Origin of the sequence: Sphaerotilus sp., from assembly GCF_031429695.1 — a bacterium.
Taxonomy (GTDB): Bacteria; Pseudomonadota; Gammaproteobacteria; order Burkholderiales; family Burkholderiaceae_C; genus Sphaerotilus.
Genome location: NZ_JANPAB010000078.1, coordinates 57,442 through 84,048, shown reverse-complemented (window position 1 = coordinate 84,048; position 26,607 = coordinate 57,442). Strand labels below are relative to the sequence as shown.

Below are 26,607 nucleotides of genomic sequence, written 5' to 3'. Positions count from 1 at the left end.
ATTCAAATTGGAACGGCGCGACGCATCGGGTCGACCGTGGAATCAGCGGCTACCTTGATGCGTGACACGCAAAACAGCACAATCAGGCCGATCACGACAATGGCGTAGCCGATGGCGGTGTAGCCAAACCCGACGACCAGCGTGCCACCGAGAAACGGCCCGATGGCAGAACCCGTCATGTTCATGGCAGGGGTCGATGCAGCTGCCCGACCGCTCGGATCCAGCTTGGCAATCAGACCGAAGAGAAAAACATGCGTGAAGATCATGACAAAAACATAGACGCTGGCCGCCGCTGCATAGACTTCGAAAGTCTCCGCCTGCGTAATGGTCATTGCCAGCGCCGCCTGCAGGATGGGCGCCACCAGGCCCACCGTCTTTGCGCTAAGCATCCTCTGCATACCAACCGCCATGACGGCCGGGAGCAAATTGATGAAGCCCACCGCGACTAGCACCATGTTGACGCGCTCTTGTCCGAATTGATGATCAACACCAATGCGCTCGACGAAACTGAACATCATGGCCTGGTTAAGGGCCAGCAGTAACACACCAGCGATCGCAAACCATGCGGCGCTCGGGATCTTCGATGCATCGTGATGCGCCTGCATTTCCGTCGAGCGGGTTTCTCCGACAGGAAAGGACAGTCCCGTTGCGATTACTGCGATGACCATCAATACCGCGAAGACCAAAAACAAGGTTTGCCCGCCATTGGTCGCCATGAGTTTTGGCACGCCCCCAAAAAACAAAACCGCAAAGACCCCGAGCGCAAATTGAGCCATTGCAAACAGGCGATGCGGATTGCTGCTGCGACCAATGACACCGTGGGTGATGGAGAGTCCACACCCGACGCCCAGGCCGCCGACAAAGTGCAACAGTGCCAACACAGGGAACGCGACACTTTTTGACGCCGCAAAAAAGGCGACGGCTGTGATGGCGTAGCCCATCGTGGCCATCCACCGTCGTGGCAAACGATCAAAGCGAGGTGCCAGTGTGATGCTGGCCAGCACGATCGCGATCAGGAACAGCGTGACCAAGCCCCCGGCCTGCTGCGGATCGAATTTGTAGTGCTGCACCAGAACGCCGACCCACAGTGGCAAGGCCACCATGTCGACCATGCCCGCCACATGCGAGAACATGAGTACGGTACGCCCGCGAAAGCTGTCGACTTTGGTCATCATTTGTCTCCTCACGGTCTTGGTTTTGAATCAGTTCATTCGAAGAATTCGGGCGTGATGGGCGGCGCCCATTGCCTGAGTTCGTCCGGCGTGATCGGTGCATGACCTACCGGTGTGTCGTCGTTGACGAGATCGCCGTCGGTCCAGTGTTCGATCTTGTTGCCGAACGGATCGCGCCAGTAGTCGAACAGCTGGCTGCCCTGGATGTGTCGGCCCACACCCCAGGAGTGCTTGTGGCCACACGACTTGAGGTACTCGCCACCTTGCACGACGTCGTCCAGATCGAGCACTTCAAACGCGGTATGGTCGAAGCGGGACACGCCGTCCTGTGCGGTGATCAGCGCGACCGTGTGGTGGTCGGTCCATTGGCTGCCCAGACCACAGTGCAAGAACGCTGCGATGGTGTTCTCGGGAACACCGGCCCAGTAGCTGTCCGATGCCTTCATGCCGAGCACCTCGCTGTAGAACTGGAAGCTCTTGCGGAAATCCGACACCAGCAGAGCGACGTGACCCAGTCGCATCACACTCGATGGTTGCGGCTGCAAGCGGATCACCTTGCCCAATCGGGTACGGCCGGTGGCTGCATTCATTTGCAGTGGCTCGCGGTGCGAGAGTTCTGGCAGCGCCTCCTGACCATGAATCACGTCAACGACAAAGCCGTCTGGATCGGTGAATCGCACACGCTGGCCACCGCCTGGCTCGGGGTTCTCTTCGATCTGGGCATCCATGCGTCCAGCAAATGCCGCCAGGTCGGTCGCACTTTTCGCCAGCAGGCCGAAGCCCAGTGTGCGGTTGCTGTCGCCACGCTCGGTGATGTGTACATGGTGGGTTGTTCCGCAGGCACGCATGTACAGCGCAGTGTCTGTACGGGCGACGCGGTGCAGGCCGAAGTCCACCAGGAACGCCTCCATGGCATCAAGGTCAGTGGCCTGGTAGCGGACAAATGCAATGTCTTGAACGGCTGTCATGTGGGTGTTCTCCTTCAGTGATTTCCGCAACTGATGCGCCCGCTGGCGCCAACCGCGGTCATGTCGACAAAGCGGTAGCCGCGCTGCGCTGCGGCTTCAGAAGAAAGTGCGCCAGCGCAGGCACGAGCACCAGCGCGCCGAGCATGTTCCACAGGAACATGAACGCCAGCAGGATGCCCATGTCAGCCTGGAATTTGATGGGGCTGGCCACCCAGGTGATGACGCCAATGGCCAGGGTGACCCCTGTCAACATCACGACCTTGCCGGTGAACAGCAATGCCTGGTAGTAAGCCTCGGACAGCGTCATGCCGTCGCGCAGTCGGGCCAGCATGACCGACAGGATGTAGAGCGCGTAGTCCACGCCGATGCCTACGCCCAACGCGATGACCGGCAGCGTGGCGACCTTGACACCCATACCCAACGCGACCATCAGCGCCTCGGCGAGGAACGACGTCACGACCAACGGAACGATCGCCACGACCACGGCACGCCAGGAGCGGAAGGTGATGAAGGCCAGGACCACGACGGCGGCATAGACCAGCCAAAGCATCTTGTGCCACGCTTCCTTGACGACGATGTTGGTCGCGGCCTCGATGCCCGCCGATCCGGCGGCCAGCAGGAACCTGACGTCCTCGGTGTCGTTCGTCGCGGCAAAGGACTGGACGTGTTCGACCAGACGCGTCAGGGTCTCTGCCTTGTGGTCGCGAAGGTAGACGTAGACCGTCAGAAGGCTGCAGGCATCGTTGTACAGGCCGCGAGGCGCGTTGGCCGTGATGGTGTTGACCATGTCCTGACTGGGCAGCATCTCGTACCACTTCGGATTGCCCTCGTTCAGGCCGGTGAGCACGCGACGGTTCAGCAGTGCCAGCGTATTCGTCGATTCAACGCCGTCGAGTTGGCGCAGTTGCCACTCCAACTCGTCTACCTTCAGGATCGTGTCCACATTGGCGCACTGGCTGTTCGGCGTCTTGACCATCACCGCCAGGACGTCGCTCGATGCCCCATAGGCGGCATTGACGAAGGCGACATCGCGGTTGTAGCGGCTGTCGGTCCGCAATTCCGGCGCGCCCGGGTCTAGATCCCCAATGGACAGTTTTGCGCTGATGACGACGCCCAGTCCCAGCAGCAGCGCACCTGCGATGACTGCGGCCCTGGCCCAGCGAGTCTGCGTGAACCGGTCAAGGAACGCCCACAACGGATGTTTGGCCTGGCCACGTGCATCAGCCTCTTCGGTCTTCAAACTGCGCACCGCTGCGGCCGGACTGACGCCAGTGAACGACAACAGAACGGGCAGCAGGATCAGATTGGTGAAGATGAGCGCCGCGACGCCGATGGAGGCGGCCACCGCCAGTTCCCGAATGACCTGGATATCGATCATCAGCAGCACACCGAATCCGACAGCGTCGGCCAGCAACGCGGTCAGTCCGGCCAGAAAGAGCCGTCGGAAGGTGTATCGCGCGGCCACCAGCCGATGGGTACCACGACCGATGTCTTGCATGATGCCGTTCATCTTCTGCGCGCCGTGGCTCATGCCGATGGCGAACACGAGGAAGGGAACGAGCATGGAGTAGGGATCGAGCGCGTAGCCGAGCGTCGGCAGCAGGCCGAGCTGCCACACCACGGCGACCAGCGAGCTGGCCACCACCAGCAGCGTCGAGCGCACGCAGCGAGTGAACCAATACACCATGGCGGCAGCAATCGCGACAGCGAGTGCAAAGAAGGCCAGGACGTAGCGAACCCCATCGATCAGATCGCCCACCAGTTTGGCAAAACCGGTGATGTGCATGGTCACGCCCTGGGCTTCGTACCTGGTGCGCAGTTCTTCGAGCGACTGGGCAAAGCGGCTGTAGTCGAGGGGTGCACCCGTGCTGTCGCTGGACAGCAGCGGTGCGAAGATGACACTGGACTTCGAGTCCAGCGCGACGATCTGGCCGATCTCACCAGATCGGGCGATATTGGCTGCGAGCTTGCGCAAGCTCTCCAGAGACCCGTCGTAGCCATCCGGGATGACGGGCCCCCCTTCCAGGCCATCCTCTGTCACACCGGTCCAGCGCGTCGTCGGCGTCCAAAGGCTCTTCATCCCCTGGCGCGAGACCCCTGGCAGCAGGAACATCTCGTCGCTGATCTTGCGAAGCGTGTCGAGATAGGCAGCGTCGTAGATCGTGCCCTTGGGGTTCGCGACGACAACACGCACCGCGTTGCCCAGGCCCTGCAGTTGGCTCTGTTGCGCCAGGAAGTTGACGACGAAGGGGTGCGATGTCGGGATCGTCTTCTCGAAGCTCGCGGACAAACGCAGCTTGGTGGCCTGCCAGCCCAGCAAGGCGGTGACCAACAGGCAGAGCACGACCACTGCGCCACGGAAATTGAACAGCGCGCGCTCGACCCATGTGCCGGAGGATCGATCGAAATCGGCCAGGTCACGGACGATTGGCTGGGCGCCAAGACTGGACGTATTCATCGCACAGCCCCTGGAACGACCGCAGTGGGTGCTGGCAGGCGAATCACGCCGCCCATGCCCATGGCGAGCAGCCCAGCACCTCCAGGCAACGGCAAGACGTCGGCCAATGGTGGCAGCGAAGGCGCACCGAGGTCCACCATCGGCTCGCCCGTTCGACTCGTCAACAGTTGGCCGGCTTGATTCACCAGCAGTGCCGCCCCGTCAGGCAACGCCACTGCGCAGATGAAGGACACCGGGGCAGCGCCCTGGATGCGAGACCAGGTCTGACCTTGGTCGCGCGAGTAGTACGCATTGCCCCGCAGTCCCGCGGCAAGCAATGCACCGTCGGGCATGGTCAGCAGAGTGAACCAGCTTCCGACGTAAGGGCTGACCAGCGGTTCAAAGCGCTTGCCCCCATCCTCTGAGCGCAGCATCAAGCCTTGCTCACCAACGATGTAGACGGCGCCCCGCTGAGCCCGAATGGCGTAGAGGTGCAGGCCTTTGGGATTGTCGAGCCGCCCCATCGCGCTCGTCCAGGTCGCTCCGCCATCGCTTGTTTCAAAGAACAGGTTGTAGGCACCCACGACAAAGCCATGCTTGGCATCGCTGAAGTGCAGGTCGAGCAGCGGCTTGTCCGGGCCATCACTGACCAGCAGTTGGGCCGCCTTCAGGTCGCGAGCGACTTTGGGGTCATTCGGGGCAAGCCGGGCGCGTTCCTGTGCCTCCTGGACAGCGAGTTTGGCGAGTGCCAGACCGTCCGTCTGACGAACCCAAGTCTCACCTCCATCGACGCTGTGAAGGACCACGCCGGCGTGGCCGACCGCCCATCCCATGTTCGCGTCAACGAATCGCACCGCGGTCAGGGTGACGCTCACGGGAACGCCCTTTGCCTGGCGCCAATGCGCGCCCAGATCATCGGACAGCAGCACGATGCCCCGCTCGCCGACCGCAACGATCCGTGCCCCTGCCATCGTGGCAGCCTGAAGGACCGAGCGCTCCGGAGTGCGGACCTGGACAGCCGACCTTTCAAGTGCAGGAAAGACGACGGCAGCCTTCACCGATTGCACCGTGGCGCCCCATGCAATGACCAACGCAATGGCGAATGCGGTTGCGTTTTCGGATGCGTATGCACGTGGCCGAACGAAAGAGGATGACTTCATGTGAAGTTGCGCGTAGCTGAATCGGTCAAAGGATTGCGGTCGAAATCGAGCGGGCACGCGCGTGTCCGGGGAATGGACATCACGCGTGTCCAGCGGGTTAACGCACCCCGTCGCCGGACATTGCATCCGGTGTGAAGACGGCATCCTTGTACGCGGGCATGGGCTTGTAGGCCGCCCTGCGCTCGTTGACGATGCCATTGATGTAAGAAGACCCGGCCGTCAGGTCATAGACGCCCCATGTGACCAGCGAAGTTGCCGGAACGTCGGACATCACAATCGGCAGGCCGAACGGGACGCGCGCAAGCTGTCCGTTGGCATCAAAGCGGTCTGCGGTGACAGCTTGCCAAGTGTCCTCGTCGACGTAGTAGCGAGACTTCGGAGATGTGTGGCGTTGACCAGCCTTGAGCGTGGCGTCCACCACCCAGACGCGGTGCAACTCCCAGCGCACATGGTCGGGATTCAGGTGACGAGCGCCGAGCAGGTCGCTGTCTTTGAGCGGGGAGAACGTGCGATTGGTGTTGTAGGGGATGAAGACCTCCTTCTTGCCGACGAGCTTCCAGTCAAAGCGATCCAATCGGCCGTTGAAGACTTCAACCTCGTCAAAGGTGGTGATACCGGCAGAAAACGGGGTTGGCGTGTCACAGCACGAGTTTGGCAACTTGCGTACGCGGCGCTGGCCGGTCAGGTAGACCCAGGTCGCAGACTTGCTTTCGTCCATGTTCAAGCGACCCGTGATGGCCTCGCCAGCGCGGATGGCCGGGCCTTTGGTCAAAGAGCGGACCAGCCAGTATTCGCCGCCAAATTTTTCGGCCGATCCGCCGGGGGCGTAGTACGGCATCGAGTGGTCGTTGGCCGTGTCACCGGAGAGGATCCACTGTCCATCCGATGTCAGCTGGTAGCCCTTGAACTCCCAGTACCACGCCTCTCCGCGCCAGTTGAGCTTGTGGTTCCACATCACCTCGATGCCAGACTTCGGAATCGGGAAGGGGATTCCGCCGTAAGCGCCTTGCGGCATGGGGCCGGCGCCACCATCGACCAGCTTCGCATTGGTCGCGTTCTTCAGCGTGTTGTCATAGACACTCTGCGGAGCGATCGCGGTGCGGTGGGTCGGGTAGACGTCAATGCGAAAGGTGTCGGGGTATTTCTGTATCAACGCTTTCGTGCCGTCCGAAAGTCGTTCCGCGTACTGCGCCATGTTCTTGGCATTGATCGAGAAGAGAGGCTTCTCTACTCCAAACGGATCCGCCCGGCGCCCGGCTGCGTTGAGTGTGGCACCTGTGGTCGGGGCATCCGTCCAGGCCGGAATGGTTCCGTCCTTGTTCCCGGCGCGCTCGGCCCCCACCGGCGTGAGACCGGATTTCAGTTGGGCGGCTTCATCGGCACTGACCGCCGCATTGGCGAGGCTGGAGCAAAAACCGATGGCGACTGCCATGGCCATGGTGACGGCTGCACCTGCACCCGCCTTGAATTGATTGGACGTCATGTTTCGGTCACCAGTCAGAAGGAATAGCGCAGCGATGCGGCGATGAAGTCGCGATCGCGCAGCGTCTGCTTCCAGGAATAGGCGTTGTTGGAGGTCAGGTCGTTGAAGGTGCCTGCCTGACCGTAGTAATGGGTGTAGGCCAGGGTGAAACGCCAGACATCGCGAAAACTGCCGTTGAGTCCGATGCTGACGTCACCCCCTCCCTCGGGAATCCATGCATTCGGGCTACCGATGGCCAGTGGCCTCGAACCCTTCGGGGCCCAGCCGAGCCCGATCGGCACACCCAGATCAACCCCGGGGAAAACGCCGCGGTAGGTCGGTTCGAGCACGAATCGCAACGCTACTCCGTCGCGCGTGCCGTTTGGATCGATCGCCGCTGCATTTTTCGTGATGCTGAGCATCCGGTTCCATGCCACTTCGGCGACGAGCGTTGCCTCGTTCCACAGGGGTGTCGAGTCCAGTGAAGCCAGTGTGGATAGATTGATGTGCGCCGTCTTGCCGACGGCATAGCCTGGGTTGTCGGTGTTGTTGGTCGCGGGAATGACACCGGCCGGCGCAAGGCTGCTGGCATCAGCACCTTGCGTACTCGCCAGATCCTGGTTGTGCCGGATGGACCCTTCGATGGCGACATTGAAATTGCCAAAGGTTCTGCTGGCGCTCCCACCGAACGCCGTGATGCCTTGCTGGTACGCGAGGTTGTAGCCCACGGGTGCAGGACCACCCGGCGTGAGGCCGATCAGGGGAACCAGTTGCGGCGCCTTGGCATGAAAGCGGATCGCGTAGAGGCCGAAGTCCGTGTCTTCGCCACGAATGCGAAGGGACAGGCCGCCTTGCCCAGATTTTTTGGGCTTGAGATCAGCTTGGCGGAGTGCAGGAGGTGCACCGGGTCCTAGCAGCAGACTTTCGCCACCATCGACCGCTGGGTCGGCATTGGAAAAATAACTCCCCACGGCCGGCACACGGTTTGACTTCCAATCAGTCTGCACGTAGGCCCCGACCGAAATGTTGGAGGTCAACTGCAATTGACCAGAAATCTGCGGCACCGGTCGGATGGCCTCCTTGAACTGCGTGCCCGGCACAGACATGAGCTTCACCACATCGACCGGCATCTGCCCACCGGCGATGGCGTTCGCACCGAAGAACAGGCTCTCACCCCACAGCAGCGAGTGTTGCCCGATTCGGACGTTCGCACTGGTTTCTCCGAGATCGAACTTGCCGAACACAAAGGCGTCCAGCACTTCCGCGTTGCGTCCGTGAACCTTGCGTGTCGCATCGGTGAATTGGTTGTACGCCGCCGATTGCTGATTCGGGAAGGCACCGCCCTGGAAGCCTGGATTCGCGTTGTCCTTGTTGTAGACGGTGTCGTTCCACGCCGCTCCGCTCAACCGCCCGCCGAAGCGTTTCTCCCAGGTGAGGTCAAGTTCACTGAGTAGATCGATCCGATTCGAGATCAAGCCCTTGGAGAAATTCCGGTCACCGTCGTCGTTGTTCGGATTGGTCAACAGCGCAGGGTCTGCCGACTTCAGACGTGAGCCGAGGCTGTACTTGACCGTGTTGTCCCATCGCATCGCGATGTCCGGATTGCCTACGTCGATCTCTGCCCCATGCGACTTCGCTGCGAGCAGCGCCAGTGCCGCAAGTGCTGCAGGGCGAAGCGTGAACGCCGCCCTGCGGGTACGCCTGTCTTTGATAGCCATGTGACTGTCTCCTGTGGCCGCATTGGTCTGGGCCTTCGTTTTGATCCACCGCGCCATGACGCGATGGTCCAACTTCCTCTACGAAATCATTAACGATAGACTACATTGATTTTTATCGATAATTTATGGGGAAATCCATTAGAACGTGAATTGGACTTTGCTTGTCAGATCAACGAAGATCCGCTGCCATAAGGTGTCAACCATCTCGGGCCGACGGTCCTGCTGTCGTCGCTGGACGGACACCCTGAACCGAACAGACCTGAACACGACACATGGAAATCGCTGTCACTTCTGCCAGTGCCAAGAGCCTGACGACTCTTGCCTTCGAGCGATTGCGCGCAGACATCCTGTCCGGACAACTTCGACCAGAGGAACGACTGCGGATCCAGGGCTTGAGCGAGCGCTACAGCATTGGTGCGACGGCTATTCGCGAAGCACTGTCTCGGCTGGTGACCGATGGGCTTGTTGAATCAGAGGATCAGCGCGGTTTTTGTGTGGCACCGGTGTCGCGTGATGAACTGATCGACCTGACCCAGACCCGGGTCGAGATCGAGTGCCTCGCCTTGCGTCATGCGATCGAACGTGGAAACCTTGACTGGGAGTCCAATCTGCTCAGTGGCTTTCACCGCCTGTCGAAGACACCGCCGCCCACGTCACTGGAGTTGCATGCAGGTTGGGCGACTGTGCATCGGCAGTTCCATGAAGCTCTGTTGGCCGGGTGCAACTCGTCGTGGACTTTGCGTCTGTGCCGGCTGCTGTATGACAAGTCGGAGCGCTATCGCAATCTGGCCGAACAGCACACTGCGTCGATGCAACGCGACACCATCACTGAGCACCGGGACCTCATGGACGCCGCCATGGGCCGTGATCCAGAGTTGGCGACTCGCTTGCTTTCCTCACACTTCTGGGCAACGGCGGAGATCACCCTCAGGGCGGCGTTTGGCGGTGCTCGGTAGAGAACCTGCTGCCACCCTGAACTCGGTATCAACTCCAAAGGAAGCCCATGAAGGCACTCGTACCCGTCAAGCGGGTCGTCGACTACAACGTCAAGGTCCGCGTCAAGTCCGATGGCACGGGGGTGGACATCGCCAACGTCAAGATGAGCATGAACCCGTTCGACGAGATCGCTGTCGAAGAGGCGGTGCGTCTGAAGGAAAAGGGCGTGATCACCGAGATCATCGCCGTGTCGTGCGGCGTCACGCAGTGCCAGGAAACGCTGCGCACGGCGATGGCCATCGGCGCCGACCGGGGCATCCTGGTCGAGTGCGTGGACGAGTTGCAGCCGCTGGCGGTGGCCAAGCTGCTCAAGGCGCTGGTCGACCGTGAACAGCCGGGCCTGGTGATCCTGGGCAAGCAGGCGATCGACGACGATTGCAACCAGACCGGCCAGATGCTGGCCGCGCTGGCGGACCTGCCGCAAGCCACGTTCGCCTCGAAGGTCGAAGTCGCCGATGGCCGCGCCAAGGTGACCCGCGAAGTGGACGGCGGCCTGGAAACGGTGTCGGTCTCGCTGCCCGCGATCATCACCACCGACCTGCGCCTGAACGAGCCGCGTTACGTGACGCTGCCGAACATCATGAAGGCGAAGAAGAAGCCGCTGGAAGTGATCAAGCCGGACGCGCTGGGTGTCAACGTGGCCTCGCGCATCAAGACGCTGAAGGTCGCTGAGCCGGCCAAGCGCGGCGCGGGCATCAAGGTGGCGGACGTGGCGACGCTGGTCGCCAAGCTGAAGAACGAAGCGAAGGTGATCTGAGATGTCTGCACTCGTCATTGCTGAACACGACAACGCGTCCATCAAGGGCGCCACGCTGAACACCGTGACTGCGGCGGCGCAGCTCGGTGAAGTCCACGTGCTGGTCGCGGGCCTGAACGCCGGTGCGGCTGCGGCTGCCGCGGCCCAGATCGCCGGTGTGACCAAGGTGCTGCACGCCGATGGCGCGAGCCTCGCCGATGGTCTGGCCGAGAACCTCGCGGCCCAAGTGCTGGCCGTGGCCGGTGCCTACAGCCACCTGCTGTTCCCGGCAACGGCCAGCGGCAAGAACGTCGCCCCGCGCGTCGCGGCCAAGCTGGATGTGGCCCAGGTCACCGACATCACCAAGGTCATCAGCGCCGACACCTTCGAGCGCCCGATCTACGCCGGCAACGCCATCGCCACCGTGCAGAGCACGGACGCGGTCAAGGTCATCACCGTGCGCACGACCGGCTTCGACGCTGCCGCCACGACCGGTGGCTCGGCCGCAGTCGAAACGGTCGCCGTCGTGGCCGATTCGGGCAAGAGCCAGTTCGTCGGCCGGGAAGTCACCAAGAACGACCGCCCCGAGCTGACCGCCGCCAAGATCATCGTCTCCGGTGGTCGGGCGCTGGGTTCGAGCGACAAGTTCAATGAAGTGCTGATCCCGCTGGCCGACAAGCTGGGTGCAGCGCTCGGCGCCAGCCGCGCTGCGGTGGACGCGGGTTACGCGCCCAACGACTGGCAGGTCGGGCAGACCGGCAAGATCGTGGCACCGAGCCTGTACATCGCGGCTGGCATCAGCGGCGCGATCCAGCACCTGGCCGGCATGAAGGACTCCAAGGTGATCGTCGCGATCAACAAGGATCCCGAGGCCCCGATCTTCTCGGTCGCCGACTACGGCCTCGAAGCCGACCTCTTCACCGCCGCCCCAGCATTGGTTGCTGCGCTTTCTTGATGTGAACTGCGTTGCCTTGTGTGTCGCGTCACACCTCGATTGACGGATAGAGCTGCCGCAGCTTGACCCGAGCCGTGTCGGTGGTGAACTGCCAGTGGATTGTGGCATTGAGCTGATCGCGGTGCGCCTGCCATACAGCGTGAGCGACCAGCCAAGCCCCATTGAAGGAGCAGTAAAGCTCCGAGACGATGGTGTCCAGCATTTGATTGGTGGACAGCAATGCAGAGCAAGGACAAGATGAGGCGAGTACACGATGCCGAGTTCAAGGCGAAGGTGCTGGCCGCTTACGTCCAAGTGGGTTTGGTCCATCGAAGAGGTGAGCTTTGGGAGCAACGTCCCTCGGAGTCGGGGCTTCGCCAAAGGTGATGGACGGTGGCTGTTTACGACTTTGTCGATGTCGACCGGATCGCTGCCCATCTGCAAGTGCTTGTCACAGCTCAGGATCTGTTTGCGACTTTAATTGCCGAGAACAATTGGCGGTCAGTCGGCTCCGCGATCGACCCGAAATGGACGGCCCTCAGTGCCTATCTGAGCAGCAGTCCCGGCACCGCCTTGTACCGGTCGGCGTCCGGGAACAGCACCCGCGTCGTGCGCTCCGGGTCCAGATTGAACGCTTCGGCGCACGTCGAAGCGATCACGGTGTCCAGCGCCAGGGTGGGCCGCAGGTCACGGCCTTCGAACAGCTGGCCGGGTGCCAGGCCCGGCCAATCGGTGATGATCCGACCGCCCTGCACTGCACCACCGATCACCATGGCGGCAGCCGCGGTGCCATGGTCCGTGCCGCCGGTGCCGTTGGCGGCGACTGTGCGTCCGAATTCGGTGGCGACCAGGACGACCGTCTGCGCCCAGGTGGCGCCCATGCCTTCGCGCAGCGCGCCGATCAGGCCGTCCAGCCCGAGCAGTTGCCGGGTCAGGCGTGCGTCTTGCCCGCTGTGCGTGTCCCAGCCGCTGGTTTCGATCATGGCGATGCGCGGTCCGTCAGCGCGCGCGAGGAACCCCGCCGCGATGCGGCCGAGCGCGGCGGCATCCTGTCGGTTCCCGCCGCCGCCCATCCCCTCGCCCGCCATGCCGCGGGCTTCGAGTGCCGAGGTCCACAGCGCATGCAACTGCTGGTCCGGCGCATAGAGTTGGTTCACCCGCACGAGCAAGTCTTCGTTGGCCTCTGGCAAGGTGGACGGTGCATACGTCGTGACTTCGCGTGCACCCTGCATGGCCAGCGGCACGGCTGGCGAAAACGCGATCGCCTCTTTGCCGCTGTGCGGCAGCATGCCGAGCAGCCGGTTCATCCAGCCGTCCTTCAGCTGGTACGGTGACTTGCCGCCCGTTTCCAGCACGTTCTGCGCGTCGAAATGTGAGCGGTCGCGGTACGGCGACGCGACCGCGTGCAGGAAAGTGGCTTCTCCGCCAGCGAAAAGCTGTCGCAGCTTGGGCAGTGCCGGGTGCAATGCAAACGTGCCGTCCAACTTGAGGGCGGCTGCCGGGTCAATGGCCAGTGGGCCACGCAGAGCGGCATAGGCCGGCTCGGCGTAGGGGATGACGATGTTCAAGCCATCCGCCGCTCCGCGTTGGATGATGAAGACGAAGCGTCGCTCGGTCGCAGCCTGTGCGAAAAGCACCTGCGGTGCAGCCAGCAGGCTGGCCGCGCCCATAAAGCCACGTCGGTCCATGCGCATGCCTATCTCCTCAAGAATTCGGGGGAAACCAGCAACAGCGCGAGTGCCGTGCCGCCGCTCTCTGCGCGCGCGATCGCCGTTGCGGTGGCCTCGGTCAGCACGCCCGGCAGTACCTGCGGCGCCAGACTGCGCGCGTCCGCTGCGTCGCCCGCTTCCTGTGCGAGCCGCTGTGCCACTTCCACACGCCGCATCAGCGCATCGGGCGCGGCCCAGGTGGCGGCGGTATCGCTGTAGCCGGCAGGCGAGCCGGGTCGCCACACCGGCTGGCCCAGTTGAGTCATCAGGTTGGCGGCCTGCATGGGCGCCATGGAGCGCCGGCCGAGCGCGCGCAGGCTGGAGATCGACCAGTCCCAGGGCGACTTGAACTTGGCGGCGGCCGGCTGCCACGCCTCTGGCGACGCGATCAATTCTCGGTAGACGCTCGTGAGGTCGCCGCCGGTGCGCGCAAAGGTCTCGGCCAGGCGCTGGACCAATGCCTGTGGAGGATCGTCCGCGACGAAGTGACGTGCGAGCTTGCGCGCGACGTGCAGTGCGGTGGCCGGCGCCGCGACGAGGTCGTGAATCACGGCGCGCGCCTGCGCTTCGCCCCCATCGGCATAGGCCTTGCCGAGGATGGTGCGCGTGCCGGGCTCGTGCAGCGCAGGCACAAAACGGAAGGTGGCGCCGCCTGGGGTTCCGCCGCTGGTTCCACCATCACCGGGCAGTGTCCAGCCGGTGAGGGCGCGCGCGAACTCCTTCACGTCCTCCTGCGTGTAACCGCTGCGTACACCCAGGGTGTGCAGCTCAAGGATCTCGCGCGCGAGGTTCTCGTTGAGGCCCCGGCCACGCGAGCCCATCATGCTGCCCGGGCCTGTCGACTGCGCCTGATCCAGGTACAGCAGCATCGCCGGGTGCCGCACGACCGCCAGCAGCAGGTCCTCGAATCGGCCCAGCACGTGGGGCCGGATCGCATCGGCCTCGAAGCTTCCCGCCAGGCCCACGATCAGCAGCTTGTCGACGGACACCGCGAAGTGGTTGGACCAGAAGTGCACCAGCCGCTCGGCGAAGGGCGTGGCCGTCTGCAGCGCGCTGGTCGTGCGCGCGCCCACCGCGGCTTGGTACTCCCGGCTGCCTTCGCGCAGGTAGCCCTCGCGGATGCCGCTGCGCTGGCCCTCGGGCGCCTCGCGCACCGAGCGCTGCATGCTGTTCCAGACGTCGATGAGTGCGGACGTGCGCGGCAGTGGCTTCCAGGCCGCGGGCAGCGGCTCGTAGGCATCCAGCTGCGCGAGCAGCCAGCGCTGCGGGTCGGCTGGAGGCGCGTCGTCAGGCCGCGCGCCGAGGCCGAAGCGGTTCAGGGCAAGGGCGGAAGAAGTCATGGGCGCGATCATGGCAGCCAACGCGGCGAGAACGTTGTCCGGCGGGTTACGAAAGGTGAAGCTGCCGATCATGCTGCGGCCAATCTCGGGGTGGCGCGAAGGCCACCCCCCGCGCGGTTGCTGATCAGGAGTGGGCCGCCGTGGCGAATCCAACACCCCCAGGGGCTCGACGTCTTCCACGGCCTGGGCGAGCAGTCCGTCGAGCGTGCCTTGTTGCCGTCATGGAAATCAGCCGTTCAGCCCCTGCTTGACTGACCGACCGCTACCCTGTGGTCCTGCCGACTCGATGTCCCGCCAAGGCGCGAGGTGCCCCCGGGCGGGCACGCCGACCGGTCAACCCCACAGGAGCAAAGACATGTCCTACATCGATGGTTTCGTGATCGCGGTCCCCACGGCCAACAAGCAGAAGTTCATCGAGCACGCGCGTCATTTCGACTCGCTGTTCATCGAGCTGGGCGCGATCCGTGTGATCGAGGGCTGGGGCGACGACGTCCTCGACGGGAAAGTCACTGATTTCCGCCGCGCCGTCCAGGCCACGGCCGATGAGACGGTGGCCTTTTCGTGGGTCGAATGGCCGGACAAGGCCACGCGCGACGCCGGCATGAAGAAGATGATGGAAGACCCGCGCATGGATCCGTCCACACCCGGCAACCCGCCCATGCCCTTCGACGGCAAACGCATGATCTTCGGCGGCTTCGAACCGGTGGTCGAAGTGAAGGCTTGAGCGGCGGCGGCACGAAGTCGCTCTGGCAGGGCTGGCTGTACGCCCGGCAACCCGAACGCCAGTGCGGGGAGCCCCGCACTGGACGAGGTTCTACTGAACCGCCCCGGGTTTCGTGAACGCCGGCGTTTTCTGTTTTTGACCCTCAACCGCGCCGAGCCACTTCAATCGCCGCGATATCGATCTTCGTCATCTCCATCATCGCCTCGAAGACCCGCTTGGCCGCAGCCTGATCCGGATCAGCGATGGCGGCGATCAGCGCCCGCGGCGTGATCTGCCACGACAGCCCCCACCGGTCCTTGCACCACCCGCATGCGCTCGCCTGCCCGCCGTTGCCGATGACCGCGTCCCACAGGCGGTCGGTCTCGGCCTGGTCATCGGTCGCCACCTGGAACGAGAAGGCTTCGCTGTGCGGACAGATCGGGCCGCCGTTCAAGCCGATGCACGGGATCCCCATCACGGTGAACTCCACCGTCAGGACATCGCCCGCCTTGCCCATCGGGTAGTCGCTGGGCGCGTGGTGGACCGCGCCCACCGCACTGTCCGGGAAGGTCTCGGCGTAGAAGCGCGCGGCGTCCAGGGCCGTGCCGTCGTACCAGAGGCAGATCGTGTTCTTGCTGACCATGGCGGTTCTCCAGGCTGGGGTGTGCAGGGGCCTTCACAACGTGAATCGCCCCGGGAACTGTGGAAGCGCCATCTTCTCAAAACAAGGATCCGCCTCCAATACCGGGGCGGTTCACAGGAGCAAGCCATGACTGCGATGAACGTGGTGCACATGCGTGTGAAGCCGGGCCAGGGAGACGAATTCATCCGCATCCACCAGGCGATGGACCCCCGGGCCATGCCGGGCGGGCGGAATTTCTGGCTGGTGCGATCGGGCGAGCGCAGCTTCATCGTGGTGGCCGAATGGGACAGCCTGGAGGCGATGGCCGCCGCGCGTCCCGCGATGATCGCCAACCTCGACAAGCTGCGCCCGATCCTCGAAGACCTGGGGGGCGGCCGGGGTCTCACCGAACCCTGGTCGGGCGAGGTCGCGCTGCACATGGGCCCCTGATCTCGGGAGGCGGTGCGTCTGGAGGCCGGCCTGACCCGCGCATGGCACGACCGGTCAATACGGCAGCACGAATCCCGCACGACCGACACTGATGCGCGCCGCGGTCGGCTTGCCTTCGATGACCTGCGCCTGGAGCGACACGCTGGCACCCACCACCAGCAGGCTGCGATCGGCACGCAGGAAGGTGACGATCGGAGCATCTTCGGGCACGACGATGCGTGCTTCGCCGTCCTTGTGCTGCAACTGCAGTTCGCGGCCCTGCGTGACCGAGGCCACGCCCGCCACGGTGGCATTGGTCATCGTGCTTTGTGGCAGCAGGTCGAATGGCCGGTCCCCTTCGCCCGCGCCACGGGCCGCTTCAGGGAACACCGTCACGGCGATCGCCCGCCGGGTGCCATCGGGCTGCGGCATCGCCGCGACGCCGATGAAGCTGCCGGGGCGGATGTCGCTGCGGGTGATCGGAAAGACCTCGGACACCACCAGCGCCGCGGGCAACACCAATTCCACGGTCTCGCCGCTGCGGTCCCGCACGGAAAGGGTGTCGGGGCCGACGGCCTGCACCGTGCCCCGCACGCGCACCGTCGGGGCCGCCGGAGTGGATTGGGCCTGACACAGGGGCAGGGCGATGCATCCGGCCAGAAGGGCAAGGCGGCGGGTCCAGCGTGGCATGGGGATTCCAGTGGTTCAGGTGTGCGACGCCGAAGGATCGCATGGCCGTGCCCCGCCGGTCCGCTTCAGCGCCGCAGGAACGCCAGCAGTGCGTCGTTGAACACCTGCGCGTGCGACACGTTCAGCCCGTGTGGTGCGCCGGCCACCCGCACCAGTTCGCTGTGGCGCACGGCGCGGTGGGTGCGCAGGCCCGAGGCTTCGATGGGCACTATGGCGTCTGCCTCGCCGTGGATCACCAGCGTGGGCACGTTCACCTGCGCCAGGTCATTGCGGAAGTCGGTCGTGCTGAACGCGTCCATGCACGCCAGCGCGGCGTGTTGCGCGGACTGGTGGCACAGGGCAAGCGCATTGCCGCGCTGCGACTCGCTGATCTGCAGCACACCGTTGGCCGAGAAGAAGTCCCGGGTGAACTGCTCGAAGAAGGCGCTGCGGTCCTGCCCGAGCGCCTGCTTCTTGCGTTGGGCCTTGTCGGGTGTGAGCGGGCCTTCGGGGTTGTCGGCTGACTGCATCAGGTACGGCGGCACGGCCGCGGCAAACACCACGCTGTGCAGGCGCGATTCACCGAGCCGGCCGATGTAGCGTGCCACTTCGCCCCCGCCCATCGAGAAGCCCACCAGCGTCACATCCTGCAGTCCGCACTGGTCCATGACGCGCTGCAGGTCGTCGGCCAGCGTGTCGTAGCCATAGCCGGATGCCGGCCTGTCGGAGCGGCCGAAGCCCCTGCGGTCATAGGCCACCACGCGGTAGCCGGCCGCCTGCAGCACCGACACCTGTGGCTCCCAGGCCTGGGCCGACAGCGGCCAGCCGTGGATCAGCACCAGCGGTCGGCCACCGCCGCCGCTGTCGTCGATGTGCAGGTGCACGCTGTCCGCGGCTGCGGTGTCGGATGGCTTCATGTGTCTCTCCTGGGTGCTTCGTCGTTCATTGGTAGCCGATGCCCATCACGTAGTTGCGCAGCAGCGCCTCTTCGTGGTTGCCCGCGGCCAGCAGCGCCCGCAGTCCGTCGCGGGCGTTCACGATGCCGAGCAGGCGGCCGTCCGCGCCGACCAGCAGCACGTGGATCAATCCGCGCGCGTGCATCATGGCCAGCACATCGGACAGCAAGTCCTCCGGCGCGCAGGCAACAAACTCCCGCGCCATCACTTCGCCCGCACCGGTGGTGAAGAAGTCGGCCTGACCCAGACCCAGGCGCCGGACCAGCACGGTCTCGGTGATGACACCCAGCGGCGCGCCTGCGGCATCGCACACCACCACGACGCTGATCTGCGCGCTCGACAGCAGCGCGGCCACCTCGACCAGCAGGCTGTCCGCGGCCACCGTCAGCAAGCGCGAACGGGCCACCGCTTCGATGCTGCTGACCAGCAGGGGCGCCACGGCACGGGCCTCTGCCGCCGCGACCGGCGGGCTTTCTGGAGGGAGTGGTGCGCTCATCGGGTCAGGGCCGCTTCAAGCTGCACCTTGTTCATCGTCGAGCGCCCCTTCACGCCGCGCTGCCGCGCCTCGTCGCGCAGCTGGAGCAGCGTTCGACCGACCGGCGCCTTGTTGACGACGCGGGCGGCGATGTCCTCGGCCAGCGGCTCGGGCTTGCCATGTTCGAGCAGGCTGTCCTTGATGTGCGCGTATTGACGCACGCGCTTGGCGCTCCAGGCTTCTTGCGGCATGGCGGATCCTTGGGGAAATGGGGGTCCATGCTCGCTGCCTGGTGCCGCCGCGTCTGTTCTTCAGCGCACGGAGTCAGCAGATCGATCCAGCGGCCTGCCGGCCCGTAGACTCCCCGCCATGCCCCACGCCGTCGCCCGTCTGCGCACCACCTGCCTCGCGACCAGCCTTACCCGCCCCCACCTCGACCGCGGCCCTGTGCGCAAGGAACGCTGCCCCCGCTGCCGCCTGGTCCCCAGCCACTGCCTGTGTGCCCTGCGCCCGGTGGTGCCGACCCACGCCGGGGTGTGTCTGGTCATGGCGGAGTTCGAGCCGCTCAAGCCGAGCAACACGGGCTGGCTGATCGCCGATGTCGTGCCCGATACCGTGGCGTTCGGCTGGTCGCGTGTCGCGGTGGATCCGGCCTTGCTGGCGCTGCTGGACGATCCGCGGTGGCAACCCTACGTGGTGTTCCCCGGTGAATTCGCCACGCCGGAGCGGGTGGTGACCGAGCTGGTGCCGGCAGAGCCTGACACGCTGGCCCGTCCGCTGTTCATCCTGCTGGACGGCACCTGGTCCGAGGCCTGCAAGATCTTCCGCAAGAGCCCGTACCTGAACCGGTTTCCGGTGCTGAGCCTGCACCCCGATCAGTTGTCACGCTATCGGCTGCGCCGCTCCACGCATGCGCACCACTTCTGCACGTCGGAAGTGGCCGCGCTGTGTCTGGCCCTGGCCGGGGATCTGCACGCGGCCCGGACGCTGGAGGCTTACCTGGACGTCTTCAGCAGCCGCTACCTGCGGGCCAGACAGAGCGTGCCGCCGGACCCGGACGATGCGGCACACCAGCGCCTGCGGGCGCTGAGCCGGTGACGCACCAGCGCATTTCGCGCCACGCCAACGCCCGTTGGCTCCCCGCAGCGGCGCTTGGTCGCAAGCGGCTGGTCTGCGGCGCGGCGCAGGTCTAAGCTGCAGGCATTCCTTCTTCTTTCCTGCACACGGTCTCACCGACCAGAAAGGCTCGCCATGCACACCGCCGCCGTCACCCTGGGCAACACCGACGACCTGCTGATGCGCCAGGCACGCCGCCGCGTGAAGCTGAAGATGGGCTTCTTCCTCCACGCGCTGGTGTTCACGCTGGTGCATCTGGGCTTGTTTGCGCTGCACGCCGTCACGGGCGGTGAGCGTGGTCCCCATCTGCCGATCTGGGGCTGGGCCCTGGGGCTGTCCATCCACGGGGTCGTGGTGTTCACCACACTGCAGACACAGGGCCTGCGTGACCGGATGGTCGCCCGGGAGGTCGAGCGGTTGCAGGCGCGCTGAGCGGGCCCTGGTCAGCCCCTGCGTGGCAGCATGGACGACAGCACGCCGTCCTTGCGCACTACATGGTGGTAGATCGCGGCCACCGCGTGCAGGCCAGCGAGCGCCAGGATGGCGTCGCCCAGGAAGCCGTGGACCTCGCCCCAGTCGGCCAGATTCGCCAGGCCGGAGTTGGCAATGAGCGGCATCTGGTCCACACGCACGCCGCCCAGCAGCGTCAGCGGATGGCCTTCGCTGCCCAGGGCCAGGAGCGCGGTCGCAGGCAGCGCCAGCAGCAGCACCCACAGCGCGCCATGCACCACCTTCGAGGTCAGCTGCATCCAGCCGGCCATCGCGAACGTCGGTGCCGCAGGCCGCACCGCCACCCACAGCAAACGCGCCACGGTCAACACCATCACCAGGAGGCCGAGTGATTCGTGCCAGACGATGTCGCTGCGCGTGGCGGGGTCCAGCCCGTCGTGCATGAGGCGGCCGAAATGCTCCGGGCCGAGGATGAAGGCGATGACCACGGCAATGGCCGTGATCCAGTGGAAAGCCTGGCTGAGGGCGTCGTAGCGGGTGGCGGAGGGTTGTTGCATGGAATCACCGGAGAGTTTTCGGAGATTGTGGGGCGCTGTTGTGAACGGAATGTTGGCGTGCGTGTGGATTCCGTGCTGGCTTCAGCCGCGGTCCGCGGCCGTCACCCGCCAGATCGCGTTGCCCACATCGTCCGCGACCAGCAGGCTGGTGCCATCCGCGCCGATCGTCACGCCCACCGGCCGCCCGTAGGAGGCCGATTCGTCCGGCGCGAGGAAGCCGCTCAGGATGTCTCTCGGCGGGCCGGCCGGCTTGCCCCCGACGAAGGGAATGAAGATCACCCGGTAGCCGCTGAGCGTGCTGCGGTTCCACGAACCATGCTGGCCGATGACCATGCCGTCGGGGAAGCCAGGCAGGGTGCCGGCCGGCATCCAGCACAGGCCGAGCGAGGCGGTGTGGCCGCCGAGCGCGTAGTCCGGCGCGATGGCGCGGGCCACGGCCGCCGCGTCCTGCGGCACGCGGTCGTCCACCGTGCCGCCCCAGTAGCTGTAGGGCCAGCCGTAGAAACCGCCCTCGCGCACGGAGGTGAGGTAGTCCGGCGGGGTCTCGTCGCCCAGGCCATCGCGTTCGTTCACCACCGTCCAGAGCGCGCCGGTCACCGGTTCCCAGGCCAGCCCGACCGGGTTGCGCAGGCCGCTGGCGAAGACGCGGCTGCGGCCGGTGGCGAGGTCCAGCGCGTAGACGCAGGCGCGGCCTTCCTCGACCTCGAAGCCGGTCTCGGCGATGTTGCTCAGCGAACCGACCCCAGCGTAGAGCGTGCGGCCGTCCGGGCTGGGCAGCAGGCTGCGGGTCCAGTGGCCGCCCGGCTTGAACGCCATCAGCGGCCGGCCGGTGGCGTTGATCCGCAGGGCGCCCGGCGTGTAGGGGAATGCGACCACGCCGTCGGTGTTGCCGACGTAGAAGGTGTCGCCGAGCAGTGCCATGCCAAACGGCTGGCTCAGGCCGGACAGGAAGGTCTCGCGGGTCTCGGCCACACCGTCGCCGTCCGCGTCGCGCAGCAGCGTGATGCGGTTCGGGCTGATGCCGGTGGCGGCGGCGCGCTTCATCGTGCTGACCATCGCATGGTCGAACAGCGAGTTCACTTCGCCGGGCAGGAAGCAGGCCTCGGCGACGGTGACATCGCCGTTGGGCAGCACGTGCATCCAGCGCGGGTGGTCGAGCCCGGTGGCGAAGGCGTTGACCTGCAAGCCGGGTGCGGCGGTCGGTGTGTGGCCCGGCGCCCAGCCTTTGGCGGTGGGCATTTTCAGCGTGGGCATCCGGCCTTGCGGGCGGGCCTCGGGGATCGTCGGCGCGGTGCCGACGGCCTGGGCGGGCACGGGGCCTTGTCGGCGGCGCCAGCGGATGGCGGCGCTGCCCGCCAAGGCAACCACCTGCGCAAATGCGTTCGACAAGCTCATGGCACCACTCCGGTTCTAGGGAATGTGCATGTTAAGCGGGGTCAAGTGTCGATGTGCTCGTGGTGGGCCGTCGCGCCCTGTTTCCAGTACGCGGCGGCCCGCACTGCGTGGCGGTCCACGCCCTGTTCGTCCACCAGCACGCGCCGCACCGCCGCCATGGCGCCCGCTTCGCCCGCGCACCAGGCGAAGCCCTCGCCGTCGGGCAGGTCCCGTGCCCGCACGGCGTCGAGCAGCGCCGCGCTGTCGGCGACCCACTGCACGTGCACCTCGGCCGCGCTGGGCAGCGCACGCCGGTCGGCCGCGTCCGCCACCTGCAGCACGACGAAGGCGCGGGCGCCGGCCGGCAGCTCCTCCAGCCGGCGGGCGATGGCGGGCAGGGCGGTCTCGTCACCGACCAGCAGGTGCCAGTCGAGGTCCGTGGGGATGATGAACGAGCCGCGCGGCCCGCCGATGGTGGCGCGCTGGCCGGGGGTGGCCTGTGCGGCCCAGGCGGCGGCGGGGCCGTCGCCGTGGAGCGCGAACTCGATCGCCAGCGTGCCGGCGGCGGCGTCGTATTGGCGGGGCGTGTAGTCGCGGCGCACCGGCTCCGCACCGTCCGCGGCGTCGAGGAAGAGCTTGACGTGGTCGTCGAACGAGGCGCTGACGAAGCCGGCGAGGTCGGCGCCCGTGAAGGTGATGCGGCGGAAACCCGGCGTGGGGCTGTCCACGCGCAGGATGGTCAGGTCGCGGCGGCGCAGTTCGTGGCGGACGCGCTGGACACGGCGGGGGAGGTTGTCTGAGGTCATGGGGTGTGGGGTTCCGGTGCTGCATGGTTGACAATGTCATCCATGATGGGGAAATCAATGGACAATGTCAACCATACCCAAGACAAAGCACCCGACAGTCCGCTGGAGCTGATCCACGCGGTCATGCACCAGTACCGCTCGCAGCAATACCAGGTGCTGCGCGACGGGCCGCACGACCTCACGCACATGGAGACCAAGGTGCTGGGGTTTTTTGCCCGCCATCCGGGGGCGACCCAGAGCGCGCTCGCGCAGGACAGCGGACGCGACAAGGCGCAGCTCGCCCGGCTGGTCAAGGGCCTGCGCGAGCGGGGTTTGCTGGACGCACAGGCCGACGAGGCCGACCGGCGCAATGTCCGCCTGACGCCCACTGCGCAGGGGCGGGCGGTGCTGGAGGCGCTGCATGAGGCGTCCGGACACCTGGCGGCGCAGGCCGTGGCGGGCATGAGCCCCGAGGAGCAGCAGCAGCTCGCCGCGCTGTTGCGGCGCGTGCGGGAGAACCTGGCGGGATCAAAGAACGGCACAGCGCGGGGTTGATCCGGGTGGGTGCAGCCTCATCTGCGCCGTTCGACCCACGACGCCACGACGTTTCCCCAAGGATCTCCATGCTGTTTGAACCCGTCTCCGTGCGCACCCTGACCCTGCGCAACCGCACCGTCATGTCCCCGATGACCCGCAGCCGCGCCGTCGAGGCCAGCACCCCGAACGCGCTGATGGCCACGTACTACGCCCAGCGCGCCACGGCGGGCCTGATCGTCACCGAAGGCACGTCACCGTCGCCGAACGGCCTCGGCTACGCCCGCATCCCCGGCCTGTTCAACGCCGCGCAGGTCGCCGGCTGGAAGCTGGTCACCGACGCCGTCCACGCCCAGGGCGGCAAGATCGTCATCCAGTTCATGCACACCGGCCGCGTCACCCACGTCGCCAACCTGCCGGCCGGTGCCGAGGTGGTCGGCCCGGTGGACGGCGCCTGCCCTGGCGAGATGTACGTGGACGCCCTCGGCATGCAGCCGCACACCCCCGCCCGCGCCATGACCGACGCCGACATCGCCCACGCGGTCGGCGAATATGCGCAGGCGGCGCGGCTGGCGATCGAAGCCGGCTTCGACGGTATCGAGCTGCACGCCGCCAACGGCTACCTGATCGAGCAGTTCCTCAACGCCAACGTCAACACCCGCACCGACGGCTACGGCGGCAGCATCGCCGGTCGCAACCGCTTCGCCCTCGAAGTCGTGCGCGCCACGGTGGACGCCATCGGGGCCGAGCGCGTCGGCATCCGTTTGTCGCCCTACGGCGTGTTCAACGGCACGGGTGCCTTCGCCGACGTGGACGCGCAGTACCTCGCGCTGGTGCGCGAACTCTCGGCGCTCGGGCTGATGTACGTGCATGTGCTCGACCACTCGGCGATGGGTGCGCCTGCGGTGCCGGCCACGCTGAAGGCCGCGCTGCGGGCGGCATTCGACGGTCCGTTCATCCTGGCGGGCGGTTTCGACGCCGCGAGCGCCGAGCAGGCCCTCGGCGACCGGCAGGCCGACCTGATCGCCTTCGGCCGGCCCTTCCTCTCGAACCCCGATCTGGTCGCGCGCATGCAGGCCGGTGCGCCGATGAACCCGCCGGACATGGGCACGTTCTACACGCCGGGGGAAAAGGGCTACACCGATTACCCGGCACTCGCCACCGGGCAGTGAAATCAGCGGGCGCATGCGGGCCTCGGTGAAAATAGCGCCATGTCCCCACGCCCGCTCCACTGCGCCTCCGCCGGCTTCGAGGCCGCCCTGCACGTCGACCTGCTGCCCGACGGCCACCGTTCGCGCCGCCTGCACGGCCACAGCTTCTTCGCCACCGTGCGCGCCGAGCTGCCGGCCGGCTGGGCGGCGTTCCCCGGCGGCGAGGTGGCCGAGCTGCAGCGCCGCATGGACGCCTGCGTGCAGCCGCTCGACTACACCCGGCTCAACGACATCGACGGCCTCGCGCAGCCCACCGACGAGAACATCGCCCGCTGGATCCGCACCCGGCTGGAGAGCGTGTTCGACGTGCCCGGCATCGTGCAGATCGGCGTGCACAGCACCGCGCACACCGGCGTCGATCTCGACCGCGCCGGCCATGCCCACCTCTGGCGCCGCTACCGCTTCCAGGCCGCGCACCGCCTGCCCAACGTGCCGCTCGGCCACAAGTGCGGGCGCATGCACGGCCACGCCTTCGAGGTCATCCTGCACGCCGACCAGGACATCGGCACCCGCGACCTCGGCATCGACTACGACCGCATCGACGCGATCTGGGCGCCGTTCCACATCGCGCTGAACTACCGCTGCCTCAACGAGATCGAGGGGCTGGACAACCCCACCAGCGAAGTCCTCTCCTCGTGGCTGTGGCAGCGCCTGAAGCCGCTCTTGCCGGAACTGTCCTGGGTGACGGTGTACGAGACCGGCTCATGCGGCGCCAACTTCGACGGCGCGCACTACCGCATCTGGAAGGAAATGACGCTCGACAGCGCCGTGCGCATGCAACACGCCCCGGCCGGCCACCCGCTCGGCGCGCTGCACGGCCACACCTACACGCTGCGGCTGCACCTGAGCGCGCCGCTGGACGAGGTCATGGGCTGGACGGTGGACTTCGGCGACGTGAAGACGCAGTTCGACCCGATCTTCAAGGCCATCGACCACCGCCCGCTCTACGAGATCGCCGACCTGCCGGACGGGGATGCGCTGTCGCTGGCGCGCTGGGTGCTGGACAAGGGGCGGACGGTGCTGCCGGCGCTGGACCGGGTGGATCTGTATGAAACGCGGGGCTGCGGTGCGATCGTGGTCGACGCGTCGGTCACGCAGGAGCTGCTGCCGGTATGACGTACACCGTCAAGGAAATGTTCTACACGCTGCAAGGCGAGGGCGCGCAGGCGGGCCGTGCGGCGGTGTTCTGCCGCTTCGCCGGCTGCAACCTGTGGAGCGGGCGCGAGCAGGACCGCGCCGACGCGGTTTGCACCTTCTGCGACACCGACTTCGTCGGCACCGATGGCACGGGCGGCGGCAAGTTCACGACACCCGAGGCGCTGGCCGATGCCGTTGCGGCACGCTGGCCGGCGGGCGCGGGCGGGCGGCCCTGCGTGGTCTGCACCGGGGGCGAGCCGCTGCTGCAACTGGACGCGCCGCTGATCGACGCGCTGCACGCCCGCGGCTTCGAGGTCGCCGTGGAAACCAACGGCACGCAGCCCGCGCCGGCCGGTCTCGACTGGATCTGCGTCAGCCCGAAGGCGGGCGCGGCGCTGCAGATCACGGCGGGCGACGAGCTGAAGCTGGTCTATCCGCAACTGCTGGCGCGGCCCGAGCGGTTCGCCGCGCTGGCCTTCACGCATTTTTTCCTGCAGCCGATGGACGGGCCGCAGCAGGCCGAGAACACGCGGGCGACCACGGCCTACTGCATGGCACATCCGCAGTGGCGGTTGAGCGTGCAGATGCACAAGGTCGTGGGGATCGACTGACATGGCGACCGATGCCAGCTTCATGGCGCACATCGCCGACCAGTTGCACGGCTCCGGCGCCTTCTCGCACCGCAAGATGTTCGGCGAGTACGCGCTCTACCTCGACGCCAAGGTCGTCGCGCTGGTCTGCGACAACCAGCTCTTCGTCAAGCCGACCGACGCGGGCCGCGCGCTGCTCGGGCCGGACGCCGCGATGGGGCCGCCGTATCCGGGCGCGAAACCGCATTTCCAGGCGTCCGACCTGATCGACGAGCGGGAAGCGCTGGCCCGGCTGCTGCGGGTCACGGCAGAGGCGCTGCCCGAGCCGAAGCCGAAGAGGCCGAAAGCGCCACGCAAGCTGGTGTGA

General features: G+C 66.0%; 29 protein-coding genes. 12 read left to right on the top strand and 17 right to left on the bottom strand.

Going from position 1 to position 26,607, the window contains the following annotated elements; all coding sequences use genetic code 11:
• Window positions 1–2: 2 nt before the first annotated feature.
• The 6 genes from RMP06_RS15200 to RMP06_RS15175 form a co-directional block, all read right to left on the bottom strand.
• Complete coding sequence (locus tag RMP06_RS15200) at window positions 3–1,172, bottom strand: MFS transporter (RefSeq protein ID WP_310462627.1); 1,170 nt, start codon at window positions 1,170–1,172, stop codon at window positions 3–5.
• 35 nt (window positions 1,173–1,207) lie between these two features.
• Window positions 1,208–2,140, bottom strand: coding sequence for a VOC family protein (locus tag RMP06_RS15195; RefSeq protein WP_310462626.1), 933 nt, complete (start codon window positions 2,138–2,140; stop codon window positions 1,208–1,210).
• Window positions 2,141–2,198: 58 nt separating this feature from the next.
• Window positions 2,199–4,598: an efflux RND transporter permease subunit gene (locus tag RMP06_RS15190; RefSeq protein ID WP_310462625.1), complete on the bottom strand. Its 2,400-nt coding sequence runs from the start codon at window positions 4,596–4,598 to the stop codon at window positions 2,199–2,201.
• Entirely contained in the window at window positions 4,595–5,737 is a 1,143-nt protein-coding gene (locus RMP06_RS15185) for a WD40/YVTN/BNR-like repeat-containing protein (RefSeq protein ID WP_310462624.1), read from the bottom strand. The genes RMP06_RS15190 and RMP06_RS15185 overlap by 4 nt, the downstream gene beginning before the upstream one ends.
• 97 nt (window positions 5,738–5,834) lie before the next feature.
• A complete protein-coding gene (locus tag RMP06_RS15180; RefSeq protein WP_310462623.1) occupies window positions 5,835–7,220 on the bottom strand; it encodes a DUF1329 domain-containing protein in 1,386 nt (461 codons plus the stop codon).
• A gap of 14 nt (window positions 7,221–7,234) precedes the next feature.
• On the bottom strand, window positions 7,235–8,917 hold the full coding sequence (locus tag RMP06_RS15175; protein ID WP_310462622.1) for a DUF1302 domain-containing protein: 1,683 nt from the start codon (window positions 8,915–8,917) through the stop codon (window positions 7,235–7,237).
• Between the two features lie 272 nt (window positions 8,918–9,189).
• Between RMP06_RS15175 and RMP06_RS15170 the strand changes: the two genes are divergently transcribed.
• From RMP06_RS15170 to RMP06_RS15160, 3 genes are read left to right on the top strand one after another with little or no spacing between them, the layout of a single operon-like run.
• A complete protein-coding gene (locus tag RMP06_RS15170; RefSeq protein WP_310462621.1) occupies window positions 9,190–9,873 on the top strand; it encodes a GntR family transcriptional regulator in 684 nt (227 codons plus the stop codon).
• A 47-nt stretch (window positions 9,874–9,920) separates the two neighbouring features.
• Window positions 9,921–10,670, top strand: a complete 750-nt coding sequence (locus tag RMP06_RS15165; protein WP_310462620.1) for an electron transfer flavoprotein subunit beta/FixA family protein — start codon at window positions 9,921–9,923, stop codon at window positions 10,668–10,670.
• Between the two features lies 1 nt (window position 10,671).
• Entirely contained in the window at window positions 10,672–11,604 is a 933-nt protein-coding gene (locus tag RMP06_RS15160; RefSeq protein ID WP_310462619.1) for an electron transfer flavoprotein subunit alpha/FixB family protein, read from the top strand.
• A 28-nt stretch (window positions 11,605–11,632) separates the two neighbouring features.
• Here the strand turns inward: RMP06_RS15160 and RMP06_RS15155 are convergent, their stop codons facing one another.
• From RMP06_RS15155 to RMP06_RS15145, 3 genes are all read right to left on the bottom strand, one after another.
• Window positions 11,633–11,806 carry a hypothetical protein gene (locus RMP06_RS15155; protein ID WP_310462661.1) on the bottom strand — a complete coding sequence of 58 codons (174 nt, stop codon included), beginning with the start codon at window positions 11,804–11,806 and terminating at the stop codon, window positions 11,633–11,635.
• Window positions 11,807–12,128: 322 nt separating this feature from the next.
• Entirely contained in the window at window positions 12,129–13,277 is a 1,149-nt protein-coding gene (locus tag RMP06_RS15150; protein ID WP_310462618.1) for a DUF1501 domain-containing protein, read from the bottom strand.
• Window positions 13,278–13,279: 2 nt separating this feature from the next.
• Window positions 13,280–14,632, bottom strand: a complete 1,353-nt coding sequence (locus RMP06_RS15145; protein WP_310462659.1) for a DUF1800 domain-containing protein — start codon at window positions 14,630–14,632, stop codon at window positions 13,280–13,282.
• A 355-nt stretch (window positions 14,633–14,987) separates the two neighbouring features.
• Between RMP06_RS15145 and RMP06_RS15140 the strand changes: the two genes are divergently transcribed.
• On the top strand, window positions 14,988–15,356 hold the full coding sequence (locus RMP06_RS15140) for a DUF1428 domain-containing protein (RefSeq protein WP_310462617.1): 369 nt from the start codon (window positions 14,988–14,990) through the stop codon (window positions 15,354–15,356).
• Window positions 15,357–15,498: 142 nt separating this feature from the next.
• On the opposite strand, the gene RMP06_RS15135 is transcribed toward RMP06_RS15140, so the two are convergent.
• Window positions 15,499–15,978: a VOC family protein gene (locus RMP06_RS15135; protein WP_310462616.1), complete on the bottom strand. Its 480-nt coding sequence runs from the start codon at window positions 15,976–15,978 to the stop codon at window positions 15,499–15,501.
• A gap of 126 nt (window positions 15,979–16,104) precedes the next feature.
• Between RMP06_RS15135 and RMP06_RS15130 the strand changes: the two genes are divergently transcribed.
• Complete coding sequence (locus RMP06_RS15130; protein ID WP_310462615.1) at window positions 16,105–16,407, top strand: putative quinol monooxygenase; 303 nt, start codon at window positions 16,105–16,107, stop codon at window positions 16,405–16,407.
• A 54-nt stretch (window positions 16,408–16,461) separates the two neighbouring features.
• On the opposite strand, the gene RMP06_RS15125 is transcribed toward RMP06_RS15130, so the two are convergent.
• From RMP06_RS15125 to RMP06_RS15110, 4 genes are all read right to left on the bottom strand, one after another.
• Window positions 16,462–17,076 (bottom strand): single stranded DNA-binding domain-containing protein, encoded by a 615-nt coding sequence (locus RMP06_RS15125; RefSeq protein ID WP_310462614.1) that lies wholly within the window; start codon window positions 17,074–17,076, stop codon window positions 16,462–16,464.
• A 65-nt stretch (window positions 17,077–17,141) separates the two neighbouring features.
• On the bottom strand, window positions 17,142–17,972 hold the full coding sequence (locus RMP06_RS15120) for an alpha/beta fold hydrolase (RefSeq protein ID WP_310462613.1): 831 nt from the start codon (window positions 17,970–17,972) through the stop codon (window positions 17,142–17,144).
• Window positions 17,973–17,997: 25 nt separating this feature from the next.
• Window positions 17,998–18,507, bottom strand: a complete 510-nt coding sequence (locus RMP06_RS15115) for a CBS domain-containing protein (RefSeq protein ID WP_310462612.1) — start codon at window positions 18,505–18,507, stop codon at window positions 17,998–18,000.
• Window positions 18,504–18,737 (bottom strand): plasmid stabilization protein, encoded by a 234-nt coding sequence (locus RMP06_RS15110; RefSeq protein WP_310462611.1) that lies wholly within the window; start codon window positions 18,735–18,737, stop codon window positions 18,504–18,506. The genes RMP06_RS15115 and RMP06_RS15110 overlap by 4 nt, the downstream gene beginning before the upstream one ends.
• A 118-nt stretch (window positions 18,738–18,855) precedes the next feature.
• On the opposite strand from RMP06_RS15110, the gene RMP06_RS15105 reads away from it, so the two are divergent.
• On the top strand, window positions 18,856–19,584 hold the full coding sequence (locus tag RMP06_RS15105) for a tRNA-uridine aminocarboxypropyltransferase (protein ID WP_310462610.1): 729 nt from the start codon (window positions 18,856–18,858) through the stop codon (window positions 19,582–19,584).
• 153 nt (window positions 19,585–19,737) lie between these two features.
• Window positions 19,738–20,034, top strand: a complete 297-nt coding sequence (locus tag RMP06_RS15100) for a 2TM domain-containing protein (protein WP_310462609.1) — start codon at window positions 19,738–19,740, stop codon at window positions 20,032–20,034.
• 11 nt (window positions 20,035–20,045) lie between these two features.
• On the opposite strand, the gene RMP06_RS15095 is transcribed toward RMP06_RS15100, so the two are convergent.
• From RMP06_RS15095 to RMP06_RS15085, 3 genes are all read right to left on the bottom strand, one after another.
• A complete protein-coding gene (locus tag RMP06_RS15095) occupies window positions 20,046–20,609 on the bottom strand; it encodes a cytochrome b (RefSeq protein WP_310462608.1) in 564 nt (187 codons plus the stop codon).
• A gap of 81 nt (window positions 20,610–20,690) precedes the next feature.
• On the bottom strand, window positions 20,691–22,004 hold the full coding sequence (locus tag RMP06_RS15090; protein WP_310462607.1) for a PQQ-dependent sugar dehydrogenase: 1,314 nt from the start codon (window positions 22,002–22,004) through the stop codon (window positions 20,691–20,693).
• A 41-nt stretch (window positions 22,005–22,045) separates the two neighbouring features.
• Complete coding sequence (locus RMP06_RS15085) at window positions 22,046–22,789, bottom strand: siderophore-interacting protein (protein ID WP_310462606.1); 744 nt, start codon at window positions 22,787–22,789, stop codon at window positions 22,046–22,048.
• Between the two features lie 57 nt (window positions 22,790–22,846).
• Between RMP06_RS15085 and RMP06_RS15080 the strand changes: the two genes are divergently transcribed.
• From RMP06_RS15080 to RMP06_RS15060, 5 genes are all read left to right on the top strand, one after another.
• On the top strand, window positions 22,847–23,323 hold the full coding sequence (locus RMP06_RS15080; protein ID WP_310462605.1) for a MarR family winged helix-turn-helix transcriptional regulator: 477 nt from the start codon (window positions 22,847–22,849) through the stop codon (window positions 23,321–23,323).
• Window positions 23,324–23,391: 68 nt separating this feature from the next.
• Window positions 23,392–24,474 carry an alkene reductase gene (locus tag RMP06_RS15075; RefSeq protein WP_310462604.1) on the top strand — a complete coding sequence of 361 codons (1,083 nt, stop codon included), beginning with the start codon at window positions 23,392–23,394 and terminating at the stop codon, window positions 24,472–24,474.
• Window positions 24,475–24,513: 39 nt separating this feature from the next.
• Entirely contained in the window at window positions 24,514–25,629 is a 1,116-nt protein-coding gene (locus tag RMP06_RS15070; protein ID WP_310462603.1) for a 6-pyruvoyl trahydropterin synthase family protein, read from the top strand.
• Entirely contained in the window at window positions 25,626–26,261 is a 636-nt protein-coding gene (gene queE / locus RMP06_RS15065; protein ID WP_310462602.1) for a 7-carboxy-7-deazaguanine synthase, read from the top strand. Before RMP06_RS15070 ends, queE begins: the two co-directional genes overlap by 4 nt.
• Window position 26,262: 1 nt before the next feature.
• The gene (locus RMP06_RS15060) at window positions 26,263–26,607 is read left to right on the top strand and encodes a TfoX/Sxy family protein (protein WP_310462601.1); all 345 of its coding nucleotides are present in this window, start codon (window positions 26,263–26,265) and stop codon (window positions 26,605–26,607) included.